The sequence below is a fragment of the Paenibacillus sp. J22FR5 genome, from assembly GCF_059691975.1.
On the sequence record NZ_JCAUAN010000037.1, the window covers coordinates 1 to 17,416 of the forward strand.

Annotated in this window: 14 protein-coding genes; 4 read left to right on the forward strand and 10 right to left on the reverse strand. The window is 43.4% G+C overall.

Features of this window, described 5'->3' with window-relative positions:
- Positions 1–234: 234 nt before the first annotated feature.
- Entirely contained in the window at positions 235–591 is a 357-nt protein-coding gene (locus tag AC58P7_RS29080) for an SET domain-containing protein (protein WP_497349283.1), read from the reverse strand.
- 28 nt (positions 592–619) lie between these two features.
- Positions 620–1,705: a CotH kinase family protein gene (locus AC58P7_RS29085; RefSeq protein WP_497349285.1), complete on the reverse strand. Its 1,086-nt coding sequence runs from the start codon at positions 1,703–1,705 to the stop codon at positions 620–622.
- A 165-nt stretch (positions 1,706–1,870) separates the two neighbouring features.
- Between AC58P7_RS29085 and AC58P7_RS29090 the strand changes: the two genes are divergently transcribed.
- A complete protein-coding gene (locus AC58P7_RS29090) occupies positions 1,871–2,350 on the forward strand; it encodes a hypothetical protein (protein ID WP_497349287.1) in 480 nt (159 codons plus the stop codon).
- Between the two features lie 462 nt (positions 2,351–2,812).
- On the opposite strand, the gene ppsA is transcribed toward AC58P7_RS29090, so the two are convergent.
- The gene (gene ppsA, locus AC58P7_RS29095) at positions 2,813–5,434 is read right to left on the reverse strand and encodes a phosphoenolpyruvate synthase (RefSeq protein WP_497349289.1); all 2,622 of its coding nucleotides are present in this window, start codon (positions 5,432–5,434) and stop codon (positions 2,813–2,815) included.
- A 570-nt stretch (positions 5,435–6,004) separates the two neighbouring features.
- Here ppsA and spoVB point away from each other — a divergent pair.
- Positions 6,005–7,555, forward strand: coding sequence for a stage V sporulation protein B (spoVB, locus tag AC58P7_RS29100; protein WP_497349291.1), 1,551 nt, complete (start codon positions 6,005–6,007; stop codon positions 7,553–7,555).
- Positions 7,556–7,780: 225 nt separating this feature from the next.
- Here spoVB and AC58P7_RS29105 read toward each other — a convergent pair whose 3' ends face one another.
- From AC58P7_RS29105 to AC58P7_RS29125, 5 genes are all read right to left on the reverse strand, one after another.
- Positions 7,781–8,419 (reverse strand): hypothetical protein, encoded by a 639-nt coding sequence (locus AC58P7_RS29105; protein ID WP_497349293.1) that lies wholly within the window; start codon positions 8,417–8,419, stop codon positions 7,781–7,783.
- A 199-nt stretch (positions 8,420–8,618) separates the two neighbouring features.
- Positions 8,619–8,885, reverse strand: coding sequence for a glycosyltransferase family 2 protein (locus AC58P7_RS29110; RefSeq protein WP_497349295.1), 267 nt, complete (start codon positions 8,883–8,885; stop codon positions 8,619–8,621).
- The gene (locus AC58P7_RS29115) at positions 8,882–9,628 is read right to left on the reverse strand and encodes a glycosyltransferase family 2 protein (protein WP_497349297.1); all 747 of its coding nucleotides are present in this window, start codon (positions 9,626–9,628) and stop codon (positions 8,882–8,884) included. The genes AC58P7_RS29110 and AC58P7_RS29115 overlap by 4 nt, the downstream gene beginning before the upstream one ends.
- 310 nt (positions 9,629–9,938) lie before the next feature.
- Positions 9,939–10,565 carry a hypothetical protein gene (locus AC58P7_RS29120; RefSeq protein WP_497349299.1) on the reverse strand — a complete coding sequence of 209 codons (627 nt, stop codon included), beginning with the start codon at positions 10,563–10,565 and terminating at the stop codon, positions 9,939–9,941.
- 53 nt (positions 10,566–10,618) lie between these two features.
- Positions 10,619–10,804: a hypothetical protein gene (locus AC58P7_RS29125; protein WP_497349301.1), complete on the reverse strand. Its 186-nt coding sequence runs from the start codon at positions 10,802–10,804 to the stop codon at positions 10,619–10,621.
- A gap of 1,539 nt (positions 10,805–12,343) precedes the next feature.
- On the opposite strand from AC58P7_RS29125, the gene AC58P7_RS29130 reads away from it, so the two are divergent.
- Positions 12,344–13,801: an MFS transporter gene (locus AC58P7_RS29130; RefSeq protein ID WP_497349303.1), complete on the forward strand. Its 1,458-nt coding sequence runs from the start codon at positions 12,344–12,346 to the stop codon at positions 13,799–13,801.
- Between the two features lie 20 nt (positions 13,802–13,821).
- Positions 13,822–14,577 (forward strand): IclR family transcriptional regulator, encoded by a 756-nt coding sequence (locus AC58P7_RS29135; protein WP_497349305.1) that lies wholly within the window; start codon positions 13,822–13,824, stop codon positions 14,575–14,577.
- Positions 14,578–15,143: 566 nt separating this feature from the next.
- Here AC58P7_RS29135 and AC58P7_RS29140 read toward each other — a convergent pair.
- Positions 15,144–15,872, reverse strand: coding sequence for a 5-oxoprolinase subunit PxpA (locus AC58P7_RS29140; protein WP_497349307.1), 729 nt, complete (start codon positions 15,870–15,872; stop codon positions 15,144–15,146).
- Positions 15,869–17,350 carry an amidase gene (locus tag AC58P7_RS29145; RefSeq protein ID WP_497349309.1) on the reverse strand — a complete coding sequence of 494 codons (1,482 nt, stop codon included), beginning with the start codon at positions 17,348–17,350 and terminating at the stop codon, positions 15,869–15,871. The genes AC58P7_RS29140 and AC58P7_RS29145 overlap by 4 nt, the downstream gene beginning before the upstream one ends.
- Between the last annotated feature and the right edge of the window lie 66 nt (positions 17,351–17,416).

A 17,416-nucleotide genomic window follows, 5' to 3' on the forward strand; every position in this document is an offset into this window, starting at 1 on the left:
GGTTCAACATAACATGCCCTGACTCTCTTTATTCTTTTACCGAATCCAATAGGGATGAAATCCTGCGAATACACGAGCTTGCGTGAGGAAATTAAATCAAATCGAGGGAGCTTAATGACCTGTCCTGTCATCTATGATACGGTTCACCGCGATGTCTTTTAAAGGCAAATTTTAGGGCCATCCTTTGCGGGATGGCCCTTTCTTGTAAGATTAAACTAACTGTTTCACTTTTTATTAATCGATAGCCTTAAACCACAATGAAGATTGATCCTTCGGGTCTCCATTGTAATTAATCAAAATCTCTTCACCCGCTTTAATATCTTTATAGGCAGAGAAGTCAATGGTTAAATTATTATTATTCGATATATATCTCGCATTGGGAGAGAAAGAGTGATTGTATAAAGCACCGTATCCTAGAGCTATAGCTTTATCCTCTCCCCAACGGAAAACATAGTTTTTGAGGATGCTTTCCCTCATTTCTTCCCAATCGTTTTTGGAGACAACGATAATCGGGGCTGACTCAATGAAGTCACCTTTTTTAATATTTTCGGTTGCAAAAATTCCTCGACCATATTTCCCTGTATATTTCACTTCAATTTTTTTCAGCGTACTTCCTCCTTTATGAAAGATCCTTTAGATGCTTTCGAAGATAGCCGTTGCGTTTTTCAATGAAGCGAAGGATTAATTCTGGCTCACTATTAAATAGCGCAATGGATTCCTTTTTAAATGGATCTAAAGAAATGTAAGGGTTTAATTGCTTATGGAGATTTGCCACCATAGGTTCTATAGCTTTAACCGTAAATTTCGTTTCTAAAACTTCTTCCATAATACGACGGTATTGCTGCCGTATTTCCATTACATCCAAAAGGCGTGCTGTGAGTGTATTATATCCTTCAATCGGAACAGCATAATATTCCATTTTTTCGCCATTCCAATTTCGTCCCCAAGTTGCGTCATAATCCCAGGGTATCATCTGATATAATCTCGTCTCTTCATTTCGAAATAAAGAGTAGTTGTGAATAAACCCATCGTAGTTTTGGGTACAAACTGCCCCGCATAACCACAATAAATAATTGTTGATATCCATATCCTTTTTTATCGCTTCACCAAATTGGTCTCGGTTAGTTGTATTTATTTTTACAATAAACCTTTCTAAATCTTGTTTATCCTTATCACTACCCATTTTTTGAAAATATCCAGACAAGAGGGAAGGTTTTGGTTTTTCCTTCGGAGTTAATAAAGAAAAATTCGCATGGTAGATCGTGGCATAAAAAATAGGACCTGACGGCAATTCTCTTTTTTGCAAAAAAAATTCATCCACCGATTCAAGTTCTAAATAAATTCCCCTTGTCTCCCCATTCAATTCTAAAAAAACATGCTTACTATTTGGAGCAATACTCCCAATGCTTTGGAAAAAATCAAAAGAAAGCTTGTTGCGTATTAAAGATGGATCTCGGTATTCAGCATTTAAGTGTATCTCACGCCCAGCAAATTTTTCTTTATATGACCTAAAGTCGATGCTATAGGATTTTTTTCGAAAGTTACGGGTATGATCTCCTCGATATGATATCCCAATCTCATAAGGAATGTTGTCTACAATTAATTTGGAAGGAACAGGGTCATCTTTCCATACATCATTATTTAGTTCCTGAAGATCTTTAGGCTCAATCGTCATACTATAAGTAGGAATAGCAGTCTGTTCCATGAAATCATTCCCTTACTTTTTTTATATCTTATGAGGAAGTAAGTGAAGTTGATAATAAATCTTGACTTAACACTGGAACAAATAAAAATTGATTTACATAAAATACAACACCTTGATTTTCAAGGAATTTTTTCGAAGGGTGGTCATTACATGGGAGATACTCAAATGTTAGATTTAATAAAACAAGCTCAAGATATCGGACTAGATGAGTTCTTAGTTCGAAATCCAGTGTCAAACAAAGGTACTGGCGGTACTGGTGGTACTGGTAAAGGCACCGGTGGTACGGGTAAAGGCACTGGTGGTACTGGTAAAGGCACGGGTGGTACGGGTAAAGGCACTGGTGGCACTGGTAAAGGCACTGGTAAAGGCACAGGTAAAGGTACGGGTAAAGGCACAGGTAAAGGCACAGGTAAAGGCACAGGTAAAGGCACAGGTAAAGGCACAGGTAAAGGTACGGGTAAAGGTACGGGTGGTACTGGTAAAGGCACTGGTGGTACTGCTAAAGGCACTGGTGGTACGGGTAAAGGCACTGGTGGTACGGGTAAAGGCACTGGTGGTACTGGTAAAGGCACTGGCGGTACGGGTAAAGGCACTGGTGGTACGGGTAAAGGCACTGGTGGTACGGGTAAAGGTACGGGTAATTGAACGGGTGAAACTGGCGGAACTGGTGGAACCGGTAAAGGTTCCGGCAAAAATTAGATTTAGAATAAGATATAAGCAGGCAATAAAATTGCCTGCCTCATTACCATCTCAAGCTTCATCACAGTTGGTTGTGATCAAACTTTGCAACTTAGGTAACTTCTCGAATAACTTGCCGTTACTTATGGTACGGTTCTCTGTGCTATCTGTAACGGCAAGTTAAACAGGCACCCAAAAATGGGTGCCTGTTCATTTTGCGACTTTATTCTGTCCGCCTCCAAGGCCCAAATATCGAAGAACCCACCGGGCAAGCCCATACCAACCGGCTACTTTCCAAGTAAGCACTAACCACGTAGACTGGCCCCAACTATAATAACAGCGGCAGCCTTGGACGAGAAAATAAAGTCCTAGACTGCCGCTGTATTATTGAGCTATCGTTCTCCATTACTGCAATAGATTTACTGCCAATTACCTAACTATTTCGATATACCCTTCTGTTCCATTCACGCGAATTCGTTGCCCATCTTTTATCAATTTGGTGGCATTTTCCACCCCAACAACTGCTGGCAAGCCATATTCACGTGCGATAACGGCTCCATGGGTCATTAGTCCACCAACTTCGGTGACTAATCCTTTAATGGATACGAACAATGGTGTCCAACCAGGGTCAGTAAAGGAGGTGACTAATATATCCCCATCTTCTAGATCAGCATCTTCCATACTTAAAATGACACGTGCTCTTCCCTCAATTACTCCGGTAGAAACAGGCAGACCTACAAGAGCTTCGGCTGGGAGGTTTTCTCGTTTGTACTTACCCGCAATGATTTCACCATCAGACGTAATAACACGTGGCGGTGTTAGTTTATCAAATAATTTGTACTCGTCTTTTCGTATGCTGATGACCTGGTAATCCAGTTCATTTGTGCGAACGACCTCGCGAAGTTCTTCAAAAGTGAGATAGAATACATCTTCTTTTTCATGAATTACGCCCGCTTTTACGAGTTGCTCAGCTTCTTTCAGTAATGCTTGCTTATAGACGAAGTAGCGATTAATCATGCCGTATTTTGGATATTCACGATAACCGATGAAATTCCGGATTAGGCCGATCATACGTTTTGTTTCTGTGGCTTTTCGTTCACCATCCGGTAATTGTTTCAATCGATCCAATAACTCTTGTTCTTTTTCTATTGCTTCCTGTCTTCCTTGCTCAAATTTCCTTTTGCCAGCATGAGGCTCAAAGTTTTTGATGTTACCCAGAATCATTGGGACAAGTGAAATTGGTTTTTCACTCCAACGAGTTTTAGTCATATCGATTTCTCCGGCACATCGCATGCCGTATTTATTTAAATAAGCATTGATCGCGTCTAGAGTTTCCTGTCCACCATCAATCTTAACGAGTCCATTTAAAAAATTATCATCTTTTACATGCTGTAAATAATCAATTACTTCTGGATAAGGACGAACCACATCCGCGACATCCAATAGCGCCAGACCCATTTCCGAAGTTATATTGCCCAGTACAGATTGAGAAAGCGTATCGGCTACGTTTTTTTCACCTAACCACTCATTCATTTTGTCATTGATCCATGAAGAAGCATCCATAGCAGTCATAAACACAGCCGAACTTTGTGGGTCAAATAAAATTTTCTTTAATTGCTGGAGATCTTCTAGAATAAAATCAAATAAATCGGATCCTGATTTCGTTTGGATGCTTTGTTTTAACTCTTCTATCGATGTTTGGCTACGCTTAATCAATTCAGAAACGATTGTCGGATCATTTTCGATTCGTGCTTGAAAATCCCAAGACGATATATCTTCATTGCTTTTAATGGAACTAGGTATTTTTGTATCATCATCTGGTGACGATTTTATAAAATCCTCTCTCGCTACGATGGTCATGAGTGCGTCTCTTATGAGCGGATCTGATTTTCCAGAGGCAGCAATGACCATCTTTCTATTAGCAGGCGAGGCCAACATTTGTGTAACATCAACAAACAATCTTCCACCAGCTTTACGCATGGGTGCAGGGGTCGTTAACAGGTAAAAAGACAATCCCAATGGTTTTATGGGATCTGTCATCATTTGTTGGTGACCGACAGATAAATAAACGTGATTTTCTTGATCATTCGCTTCAGGGATGGGGAATAAAGTCGTGATTGGCCGGCTCTGGACAATATAAAATGTATCATCAACCAAACACCACTCGATATCTTGTGGGTAATCAAAATAAGCCTCGATTTGTCTTCCGATGCGTGCCAGTTCTAAAATTTGTTGTTCAGTAAGTGTTTGAGACTTTTGTTGTTCAGGATTGATCTGCTTTGTCTCTGTTCCGCCTTCTTTTCGTCCATAGATAGCTAATTTTTTGGTTGCTATCCTCTTATTGACGATATCCCCTTCCTGTACTTGATAACTATCGGCAGATACCAAACCAGAGACTAGCGCTTCTCCAAGTCCAAAACTGGCATCGATGGATAGCACCTTCCGGTTAGAGGTAATTGGATCAGCGGTAAATAAAATTCCCGAAGCCTGTGGGAAAACCATCCGTTGAACGATAACAGATAAATAAACTTGACTGTGGTCAAATCCATTTTGCATACGGTAGATTACCGCGCGATCCGTAAATAGAGATGCCCAACATTTACTGATATGCTGCAAGATGGCATCGACGCCGATGATATTTAAATAGGTGTCTTGTTGACCAGCAAAAGAGGCATGGGGTAAATCTTCAGCAGTCGCACTTGAACGCACTGCATAAGCATGTTCATCACCAAACTGGGAGAGATAGTGAGTAACTGCTTTCACAACATCGGAAGGAATTTCTACTTCCATAATGATTTGTCGAATCTTCCTGCTGATTTCACCAATTTGATCTCGATCTTTTACTTTTAGCATTGTTAGTCGATCCAACAGAGCCTGATACGTTTGGTTCTGTTCGATGGCTTTTTGATATCCCACTGTTGTAACACAAAATCCTTCTGGTACTTGTATTCCTTCAATTTTTGATAATTCCCCTAAATTTAACCCTTTTCCGCCAACGAGCAAAAGCTGCGTTTTTTCCATTTCGTGAAAACCGAGAACCAAAGAACTCATTCAATATCTCTCCTAACCATTAAATTGAGAAAAACATTTGACAAGAGCTCACCCGCATGGTACACTTAAAGTGTAAGATAGAATAATTATGTCCACATAATTCATAAGAGTCGTACTCTGATTATATCACCGTGTCTATTTATATGCAATATAAAAGAACCTGATAAAGCTACTCAGGTTCTTTTTTGATTTCCCGCTATCATTAGTCACATCAAAAACCATGGTTCGAGCCGAACTCCGTCACTGCATAGTTCCCTAGCGGTCCTATGCAGCCTAAGGAAATCCTGAAGTTGCGTCGGGTTCGTATTGAGCTAACCTGCCCGTTCGTATTATGAGGTCACCAGATCTTTCTGGTCGACCTCTTTTTTGTATGGTCGTAAGATTGCGGTAGCTGGGGATCGAACGTATCTGCCCGTGGGACTTGGATCCCGTATCACATGCGATCGTGTGGAAGCAGCCTCGTTTAGTTCTCCATCACATGTCCAAAAATGACATCAACACCGGCTTGTTCGCATGCTTTTCCAATTTTTGAATACATTTAAGTATTCCATAAACAGGAGGACACAAGTCATGTCACAACACGGGCAATCGTTCATGAGAGGTACGCTGGTCTTGTCTGTCGCTGCTTTCATCAACCGTATTCTCGGCTTTATCAGCGGCATGTATATCGCTCGCGTACTGGGCGCAGAGGGAATCGGCATCTTGATGATGGCGCATCCGCTCGTCCCTCTCGTCATTACGATTACGGAGCTTGGATTGCCGGTGGCAATTTCAAAGTTGGTCGCAGAGGCCAACGCTCGCGGTGAACGGATGAAAGTGAGGCGCATCCTGCATGTCTCGCTCGCTGTCACGGGCGTCTTGAGCGTAGCGCTCACGACCGTATCGTTACTTGGATCTGAGTGGATCGCATCCATTCTGCTAAGCGACCAACGCGCTTATTACGCGATGCTGGCGATTACGCCGATCGCGCCGATCGTCGCTATCTCCGCCGTATTAAAGGGATATTTCCGCGGCATGCAGCAGATGAAGACCATTGCCGCTTCCGATGTCCTGGAGCATACGGTGCAAATCGCCTGTGTACTTGCGCTGGTCCACCTATTGCTGCCTTACGGCGTAGCTTATGCGGCTGCCGGAGCAATGGCTGCCTCTGTTGTTAGCGAAGCGATCAGCCTCCTATTCCTGGTGACAAGCTACAAGCTATATGGTGAATCGAAGATGCCGGGCGAGACTTGGGTAAGCCACCTGAAACAAGGAAGAAGCACGCTCGGCGAGCTGCTGCAGATCGGACTGCCGACGACCGGGTACGGTGTCATTCATTCGTTATACAGCACCTTTCAGCCGCTTCTTATTACAACCAGCCTGGCGCTGGCCGGCATCGGCACGGCGTTAGCCACGAAGCAATTCGGCCAGCTGGCCGGCTATGCGTTTCCGCTGCTGTTCATGCCAAGCTTTATCACGCAGTCCTTGTCCACCGCTCTCATTCCTGCGATTGGCGAGGCAGCGGCGAACAAGAACAGTCTACTCATACATGAGCGGATGAATCAGGCTATGAACTTGGGACTCCTGATCGGCGCGCCGGCGACTGTCATCCTGTACGAGTGGGCAACTCCACTAACGACACTTGTCTATAATGCGCCGGAAGCAGGATTGCTTCTGAAAATACTGGCACCGATGTTTTTCCTGCATTATTTCGACGCTCCGCTTCATGCGATTCTGCTCGGGCTTGGCCGTGCGAAAGCTACGCTGTGGAATTACGTAATAGCCACCGTAGTCAAGGGTGTCTCGATCTTCGTGTTCGGCAGCCAATTTGGTATTATTGGCGTTGCGTACGGCATCGGTATCGGCATTGTGATGCAAACACTGCTGAACTTCTTTTCTATCTCAAGCTCGATCGGATTTTATTGGAGTATTCGTCCTTATGTCAAGGTTGGGATCTGCATGATGCTGATGGTGATATGCGGACACTGGACCTATAACTATGTTGCCAGCCATGGTATGCCGCAGTTATGGTGCGTAATCACTTCAATCGTCTGTTCCTTGATTCTCTATTTCGCCGCACTTGTATTGACGGGTACATTGAATTGGAAAAGTACGCGCCACAGATTTTCGATACCATGGTAAGTTTACTTGAAAAAGAAAAGCAGCCATGATCGGCTGCTTTTTTGCTGCTGGCTTATAGCGTAATGTTCTTTTCCCATGTTAATTCATTGCCTTGCTCATTACCACTGAATAATTTCCCCTTCTGAATTGAACATATTGGTCACAGAATAAAAAAGTTAACACAATTGATTAATTGCTCAATAATACAAAAGCAGCAAACCCAAGATCAGGTTAGCTGCTACTCCCTCAAATCGAAAAGTTCTTCATCAATGGCATGATAAAAGAAATTACTCCCATCCCCAGCTTAAAAAAGCTGCCCATGTTACCAAAGAGACCACCGGCACCAGCAGTGCCTGAAGCAGAACCTTTTCCAAGACCACCCAGTAATCCGCTAGAGCCTCCTCCAAAAAATCCCCCAGAACTCCCACCACTAAGAAGGCCAAGCATGCTTCCAAATCCGCCTCCACCAAGTAAACCTCCCAAACCTCCTAAATTGGATATATGCGCTTTGCCTTTGGCTTTATTTCGGGGGAGCTTTCGATTCCCCTTGAAACCTTGAAGAATGACTTGGTCACCATGTATTTCGTTAAGAACTCCGTAATACAAAGTTCCGTTCTTGAGCACTACACAAACCGGTGTTCCTAAAATGCCTTTAACTTGTGCGGAGATAGAGGGCGATGATGCAGGAATGGCTTTTTGTCCGACATTCACGCGTCCGTTCTTTTTTTTACACTGCTGAAAAGTTTTCATTCCCGGCTCACACATCCTTTTAAATGACATAATACTTCTTGTCATCTTATGTTGTTTCGTCATGTTTGGACTATGCTCTCTTAAAGATGTGTGAAGCCATTTATAGTGAGTGGAAAGCAGGAAGCCTTCCTGCATTCGCTGCAATGAATCAACTATGATGGCGGTTAGCCCCAGCTTATAAAACGCAAAATGTCTTTGACCTTCAGCACCTTGGCGTTCCTCGACAGAAGCGCCTTATCGGTGATGATCCAGGTATGGTGAATAGAATTCTTCCTTCGAATGGCAACGAAATGAAGCCTGCTGCACGCAAAAATCCGGAAGCCTCTGGCTCGACTCACCTTACAGAATCTGACGCACTCCCCAGAGAGACATGCTCAGGCAGACGGTAAATCCTGACGTTTTTATATGGTTTTGCTGTTTTGATGTAGTCCGTCAAATTCATGGTTCTATTGTTTAAAATTACAATAAGCTCTTTATTGCGGTACGTCTGCCTGCCATAATTTTGAAACAAGTTGTGCAGGCAGGAGGGGCGTTTCGTACTCGTGATAATGGAGACGGCCAGCGATCGCTTCATCCCGATGGGAGCCGGCAGCCATTTCATGACCGAACCCCCTTTGGTTTTCGCGATACGAAACGTTTATAATTCCGGACATGCGGAATTTTTTTATGGTGTGACAACAACTCCCTGTCGCTGATGATCCATGTATGGTTAGCTGAATTTTTTCTACGGATGGCGACAAAATTATTTTTGCCTGCCGAATACACCTTGTACCCCTTCAGCTTTCCCCTCACGCAAAACAAATCATCTTCGCCGACACTACGATTCGGGAATTTAATCCGTTTAAATACAGCTCGTTTAAACACAAGCGTAGCGCCGGGCAGACGAGTGACCACCCGATTCTCGTCCTGTGGAAACCGAAGAAGCAGTATTTTTGATCCGCGTAAATACATGAAATGAGCTCGTTTTCCGATAATATCGGCTTTTGTCCGTTTGAACGCCTGCAGCATCTCGGTCAAATAGTAGGGGGCATAGTAGTCATCATCATCAAACTTGGCGATATAGGAGAAGCTGGCTTTGTGAACGGCAAAATTTAAACAAGCGCCCAGCGTATGATGCCCCGGCCTGCGGAAAATGCGAATGTTTCGAAGCTTTCGGGTTAGGCGGTAGTAAGGAGTCAGGGGAATGTGGTTGGCGTTGACGACAATGATGAGCTCTTTCTGTGGGTACAATTGCCGGATGTAATTTTGAATCAGATTCTTTAAATAGTATTGACGATTCGTACACGTAATGATGGATACACCCTGCAGCTGACTTAAGCTCGGGTTTTTCGTGCCTACTCCCATGCCATTGCTCCCCCTTATTACGTTATGAGTAGTAAAAATATCATTACCACTACAATATGTGAAAAGTGGACAGCGGTAACGGCAGATGGACCGTGAAAAAGAGGCAAGCTGATTAAAAATAGAGATTCGTTCATTTTGTTCATTAGTCAATATAATACAATTGTGGCAGCCATGATCCAGTTTTTAGCTTTCGTTCACCGTTAGTGCAACAATTGCCATCACATACGCCGGGGAGCCATTGAAACAGACAGCGTCACGGATTCAGGGACACGTTATAACTAGCATGGATGCACTTGCCTTGCAATAATCATTACTTCAACGCTTTTAATAACGCCTTGGCCGCCTTGCGTACGGTCGGCTTATTATGATCTGCATATTCGTGCGCGATATGCAGAATTTCTAAGGATAACGAAGGAGCGGCTGCCGCAACTGTACCAAGTCCGGCAAGTGCCCGTCCCACATGTTTGCCTTCCCAAACATGCATTGCATCCCTCAAATAAGGATACGCCAACAGGGCAGCTTCTTCATTGGCTCTCGCCAAATTTCCCAAAGCATCTACGGCGTAATCTCGCACGATTGTGCTGGAATCCTTCTGAATAATCGCAATCAGCTTAGGTAGAAACACGCTGCCCTTCCCCAACACTCGTTCAATTGTCAGGGCAATGGCATGCATAGCCTCCCACCGTACTCGTGTCACTTTGCTAGACAGCAGCGGCACCAACAAGTCGAAATAGGGCGACACCAGCTCAGGCCGTGACTCCGCAACCTTTGTCATCACCTCGCAACAATCGCCAAGTAATGAAGCATCTGAGCCTGTAAGGGCTTCAGCAACCTCCGAAAGTAGCGCTGGATTATCTAGACACTGCAAAGTGACAACCCGATTAGCCTCCTGAGTTCGATCGCCAACCTGTGATGATAGTTGATTAATAATTCCCATGAGATCCTCCCATTTTAATGGTCTAATACATTTAGTATTGCCTGCTTGCATCTCTAAAGCTTCAGCTTCCCTATCTCATTAGTCTGCTTATAATTTTCTTTCAATACACCTGACACCAATCCCGCACCAACCATTAAAATTAAAAACCCGAAGTTCCATAAAAATGATCCGCCGTACAACGCAATCTCCAGCGCCGTTGTTTTGTTCAATAAGAGGACAGCGAGTTTAATCACTAGCATCGCAACGCCAACTACAAATAAGATTCAGAATAGGATTCAAGCCCAAGTATGGGCAGTCCAAATGGTTTTGGTTCTGAGGTTGACGTTTGAAGAAAGTGTTCCCTTGCCTGAAGTTTTTGAAGCTATGTCCTTGTTTGTGAATTAGTCTTTCCTTCATCTGAAGGGGTACTGAATCGGAAACGGTAAGAAAAAAATTGGGGCATCCGACTGGGTGCCTTTTAAACTTCCCTTCATAATTGATATGGTGAACCATATCACAATTTTGGTAAAAGAAAAATTAGAAATAAGGGTACCGATTGCTTATTCAAACCGACTTCCATCATGTCGCTATTGAACTCCCTCGGTTCTTTCGTTAGAGTTTATCGAGCAAACTATTTAAAAGACCCTACTTATTACTTGTCCTCGATATTCTAATGCATCTAGAGCCCTTGTTCGTTGGACCTCACCTATCTCAGATAAGTCCGACCATCTATATTCGGAATGTTCTGAACAAAGCTTAATCTCCTCATTTTCAGGGAACGAACAGCGAAAATTCCGACTTGTGCATTAATATTACTGTGATAATAAAATCCTGTTAACACTACATCTTGAACTTCTATTCCAATTTCCTCACGACATTCACGAATTAACACCTAATATATTCCATGCTCATTCTACATAAACCTGCCCGTCCCTCGGTTTAGGTTAGTTAGAAAAGGCCATCGATCCGCCGGCAGCCTTGTTTTGGTCGTCTATTTAGCTATCGTTATCCGAGGGAGCGTAATGAACTTTGCCGAGGTCTGAGCATGAATACGTTTTTTATCAGATAGTCCCGTTTTCTCTTACTCTGCTGAAGAAATCATCAAGGTATTGATACATTTCACCATAAACCTGATCAAATTCGCCTCGTTCGAGCTCAATTCTTTTATTTCCATATTTAAAGAATCTATATTAAGTAATCTTCCTACAAGGACGTTTTCAATAATGAAAATGTGCCATCCGATTGGATTCACAATAAATCTTGCCCAAAAAACTTCATCATTTGCTATCTTTTTCAAAGCCAGCATCTACTTATCGTTCTACGGTTAGTTGGACTATCAATCGATAAATTGCAATTTCAACAAGTGAAATCTATATCAGAATTAAGGTTTGCTACTGATGTAAGTTTTCTAAAATCATTAATTAGTCTTTTGAAAAGCTCTGGATCGAGTTCAAAACCTCCACTTAAAGTATTAGTTAACGGAGTCAAAGCATTGTTTCTCCGAGTCAACAGAGGTACATAATAACCATACCTCGCCTATTATTATGATTCTTAATATATATGACTCTTTATCTTCAGAGTAAATTCTAAAATCCTAATCTGCTCGTTACTTTAATAACCAAAAGAGGAGCTTGCCGCGAAGCAAGACCCTCAACTATAGTAGTCCGGTTTAAATGCAATGATTACCTGTACCATTGAAATGGCTATCAACGTCCTTACTATGCATCTTATGATAAAATAATGTATACTATAAATATACTAAGTTTCTTAATAGTGAATTATTATGGAGGAATGTCAACATGAATTTACAAAAACACTGGAGAATCGCTATCTTAACCGTTTTGGCCATTGGGCCAGGTTTAATGATTAATAGCGCCTTAATCCCCAGTCAAAGCCTTATCCAGCATTCATTACGTCTTGGCAATAATGCGGTATTCAGCCCCGCTATTATTGGCATCATCGCCTTATCGTTATTCATTCCATTGGGCCCTCTTCTTCGACATAGATTAGGTGTTCGTACCACTTACTCTATTTCCATGATCCTTTTTATTATTGGCTCGCTCTCGGCAGCATTCTCCGTCAATGATCAATGGATGTCTGTAGGTAGATTTCTACAAGGGATCGGTATGGGCGTGATGTTCATGATTATGGTTCCCATGCTTTTGCTTTCCTTCCCTATCGAGAAACGAAATCTTGCCTTATCCGTTCTTATAGGCGGTTTTTTCGGTTCCGTAATTACAGGTGTGTTGATCGGAAATATAGCTATTATTTATCATCATTGGAGATGGATTTTTTATTTGGGAAGTGGTTTAGCATTAGCTGGATTCATTATGAACCATATTTTCCTGCGAAATGAGCACCATACAGAGAGTAAACATTTAAATTGGGATATAGTAGGTATATCTCTGATCTTGATTTGTTCAGTTATCTCTTTAACGACCTTAAACCATCTCGAGCAATGGTTTGGTTCTCCAGGTAATCTCTGGATCGTAATCGGAGGAGCCTTACTTACACTGATTCTTTTTATTATTGCACAACGCAAGATTAATCAACCTGTTATATCTTTTAAATTGATTATGCATCCCAAACCGCTACTAGGAATACTAATGGCCGTATCAAGTAATATCGTCATGGCGTTGAGCCTACCGACAATCCAAGGATTACTGCATATCGTTTCAAGCAGACAACTCTTATCATTGATGCCCTGCATGTTTATTGGCGTAGCATTATCAGCCCTATTTTGTACATTGCTTTATGATAAATTAGGGCCCGGTCTCCTTGGCCTTATAGGATCAGTCGCAATTGCTCTCGTTCTAATTCAATGGTTCTATTTGAACGACTCTTATTCCTTAGTAATAATGGCTTGTAATTTAATTCTCTTATCGAGCGGTCTTGGAATCACGATTGGGGCAGGTCTTACGGGCGCCGCTTTAGGAGGTCCATTGCCTGAATTGGTAAGTCGAATGACTGCTGTTCAATTCATTCGCTTTTTAGCTAATATTATTGTAATATTATTGGTTGGATGGTATTTGAACTTCGATTATTCACACAAACTTAAAGATGTTGTCGAGTCTGGCAGGATTGGTGATGACCAGAAGCAACAATCCCTATCTCTATTAATGACTTATCATGACCTTTTCTTCATTGCTTTTATCGCTGCAGCAGTCCTTGCTTGCTTGTCTATTGGACTTCATTTAACCGGAAAAGGTCATAAACTAGCACATAAGCCTCATCATGAGCATCAATTAGCTAAGTAGTACTTGGAAAGGTGAATGATATGGCTACGGAATCAAAGGGGCATGGCATCCAGTCTGTTGAATTGGGTTTGGGTATTCTAAAGAAGATTTCGGAGGAAAGAAAACCACTAACTGCAACGGAAATATCCATTTTATGCAACATATCCAAGAGCAAGCTTCATAAATATCTCACGAGTTTTACAAGAGCAGGATTTCTTCAAAAAAACCAAGATCTCAAGTATTTGTTAGGTACGGAGTTAATTCTTCTTGGGCTCAAAGCATCTGAACAACTTGATATCCAAGATATTTGTCTCCCTTATATAACTAAGCTTAGAGAAGTGCTAAATGAGACCGTCGCGCTTGCTATTTGGGGAGAAAGTGGTCCCTTCTTTATCAGATGGGAACAAAGTAACCGAGCCATAAATTTAGGAATCAAAGCTGGTTCTCGGGTGAGCGTGACTGAAAGTGCTCCCGGTAGATTATTTAGCGCTTATTTGCCAAAAGATAAAACACACTCGCTAATATTAAGTGAGCTAAAAACAGATCAAATACAAGATCTGTTACTTAAGGAGCTAGAGGAGGTTAAACGCAAGGGTTTTGCCTTAACCTCTGGAACCCTAGTGGCAGGAATCACGGCTGTTAGCTGCCCGGTATTTGATCTGAATGGATCTATCATAGCCGCATTGACGGTGGTCTCGATGAATGATGTTCTTGATACATCCGAACATTCCGATTTCATCATGAAATTAAAGCACACAGCTTTTGAACTGTCACAAGCACTAGGATTTAAACCTTAACTCCCCATACATGAGCAAGAGGCTGAAGACGTTCCTATTCGAACGATCGATCCCAGCTTCTTTTTTGTATACTGGCTACTGCAAAGGCTGAAGCCGTCACTGCAGATAATGCTAAGGGATGCACTCACGAAAATCCGTTTGTTTTATAATTTTCTTCGCTCTTACTATTTTTATGTATTATTAGCAAGGATGAAATCCTGCGAATAAGCGAGTATTCGTGAGAAAACTGAATCGGACTGAGGGAGATGAATAGGTTATAGTTAATCCAGAACAGTGATATCTACGGCTTCTTGTGTCACAAACAAGTATTTCATTTTAATGTTTATTTTATCACTTCACTCAAATACCCCTTAAATTCCCCCTACTAATTGTCAGATGACAGTCTGAATCGCACACATCACTGCTTACGAACATACGGGTTAATGACTTTATCGGCTGAATCCGATTCCCAACTTTTTTCTTTACTTTTCTTGCTAAACTCCCGTTAACGGAGAAAAGGCAACCGATCACTAGGTCGGCTGCCTTCTCGTGTTATTATTGTGCTAACGTTCTGCATTTAGTTCAATCTAATCTTTGAGCAGGTAATTTTCACACAATTTAAGCCGGTCGCGGATCGCTTTCATGATAGCTGGAGCGCCGGCGGTGTCACTGTGTACGCAGACCGTCCCGATGTCTGCATAGTCCGCATTCTCTAGTAGCTCAGCTACGCGCGAGGCGATGTCCACAGGTGAACCAATCTCATCGAGTGTCCAACCGAACATCTTCACCTTGCCATCTGAGTACGGTCGATCGGCGAAGTATTCATGAATGACCTGAATGCCGAGGCGCACCGCACTCACTGAAGTATTGCAACCTGGCAGGGTAAATACGCTGAGCGAAGGGTCAAAGGCGTACACGGCTTCAGTGAATGCGTCGGAAAGCGCCAGATCGTCGGATGCCATCATATAAAGGGCTCCGTGAAGCTTTACGTGTGCCATAGTCATTTTTTCCGCACGAAGAAATGCGTCGAGCGCCCCAAGCTGATACAACGAAAGATCATACACTTCATTCGGCGACATTTGAATATACCTACGACCAAAGCCTTCACGATCTGGCAGTCCGATGTGGGCGCCTACGCGAACACCATACTTTTTAGCGAGTGCCACCGTCTCCCGTATGATACGAGGATCCCCACCGTGAAAGCCGCAGGCAATGTTGGCAGAAGTGATCAGCGGCATCATCTCTTCGTCTGCCCCATACCTGTAGACGCCAAAGCTTTCCCCCATATCACAATTTAGATCTATTGCATTTCTCACAGCCCTGGTTCTCTCCTTGGGGATGCATGCTGTTCGTAATCGTAAGCGAACCGCAAGAGATCCGCTTCTGCAAACGGCTTACCGACTAATTCAAAGCCTACGGGGAGATGACCGGCGAAGCCTGAGGGAATCGACATAGCCGGAAGGCCAGATTGTGAAGCGATGACCGTATTAGTAGGGAACGTTAGACAACTCCACTTCTGAGCGTACAACTCCTCGCGCTTCGGAGGCAGTACTTGAACAGTCGGATAGAGCAGAAAGTCTACTTCATTGTCCAGCATAAGGTGAACGACGGTGCGACGGAATTCCTCTTGACGTATCCGGTAGCGGTAATAGTTCTCGTCACTCTCCGGCTCATCTGGTCCGGCGTTAATGTCGTGGAACAAGTCGTTCATTGGGTGAAACGCTTTAGCATCGTATATTTCCTTGTAGCTCTTGAGTGGAACGCTTGGACGCTTCTGCAAGAAGTTGTTGATGTCTTTTTTCGACTGCAAGGTGTATAGTGATGTTTCGGTAATCCATTGGTCAATATCAGGGATTTCGAGCTCTTCCACGACCTCGACGCCTTGCTCCTTCAACCAGGTAATAGTCGATCGAATCCGGTCGTTCACAGGAGCACAGTCCATATCACTGTCTGGACCGAATGCACTAGATAGGACGCCTACTCGGTACTTCTTCATGCTTGCGCCTTCGAGCATGGCCTCGTAATGCCCCGCATGCGCGGTTTGAGCGGTAGCAGCCGTAAACACATCGTTCCGATCAAAGCCGACGAGGACGTCCATTAACTTCGCGGAGTCTTGAACCGTACGCGTAATCGGACCGGCCGTGTCTTGGTAATGCACAAGCGGAGAAAACCCGTTCCGACTGATCAAACCTGTCGTGACGCGAAGGCCGAACAAGTTATTGAAGGAAGACGGTAACCGAATCGAGCCACCCGTATCTTCACCAACGCCGATCAAGCCGAAATTAGCGGCGATACCGGCGCTTGTACCCGCGCTTGAACCGCCGGATTCGCATTCCAGATCGTACGGGTTTTTCGTGTGATCCGTCATGGACGAAAAGGAGAACCACCCTGCCGCGAAATCACACATACTCGTCTTCGCAAGGATTATCGCCCCGGCTTGGCGGAGTCGCTTGATAAGCGATGCGTCTTGTTCTGGTACGTAATCCGCGAACGCTATAGAACCAAATGTTGTGCGGATGCCAGCGGTCTCGGCTTGGTCTTTCACCAACACAGGCACCCCGTGCAGCGGGCCTTTGAACTCGCCCGTTTCGGCAAAATAAGTATCCAGCGCCTTCGCTTCCTCCATCGCGGAGGGATTGACAGTAACAATTGCTTGTATGCTAGGTCCCTGATTATTATAAGACTCGATTCTATCTAGATACCAACCTACCAAATTTGCTCCGGTAACGGTCTTTGCCTTCAAAGATTCGTGGAACGACTCCACAGTAGCTTCCATATATGTAAAAGTACTCATATAATCAACTCCTTTTTCTGTCTGAGCAAATATGCTACAATGTCAACAATGAATCTCCTTGCCTTG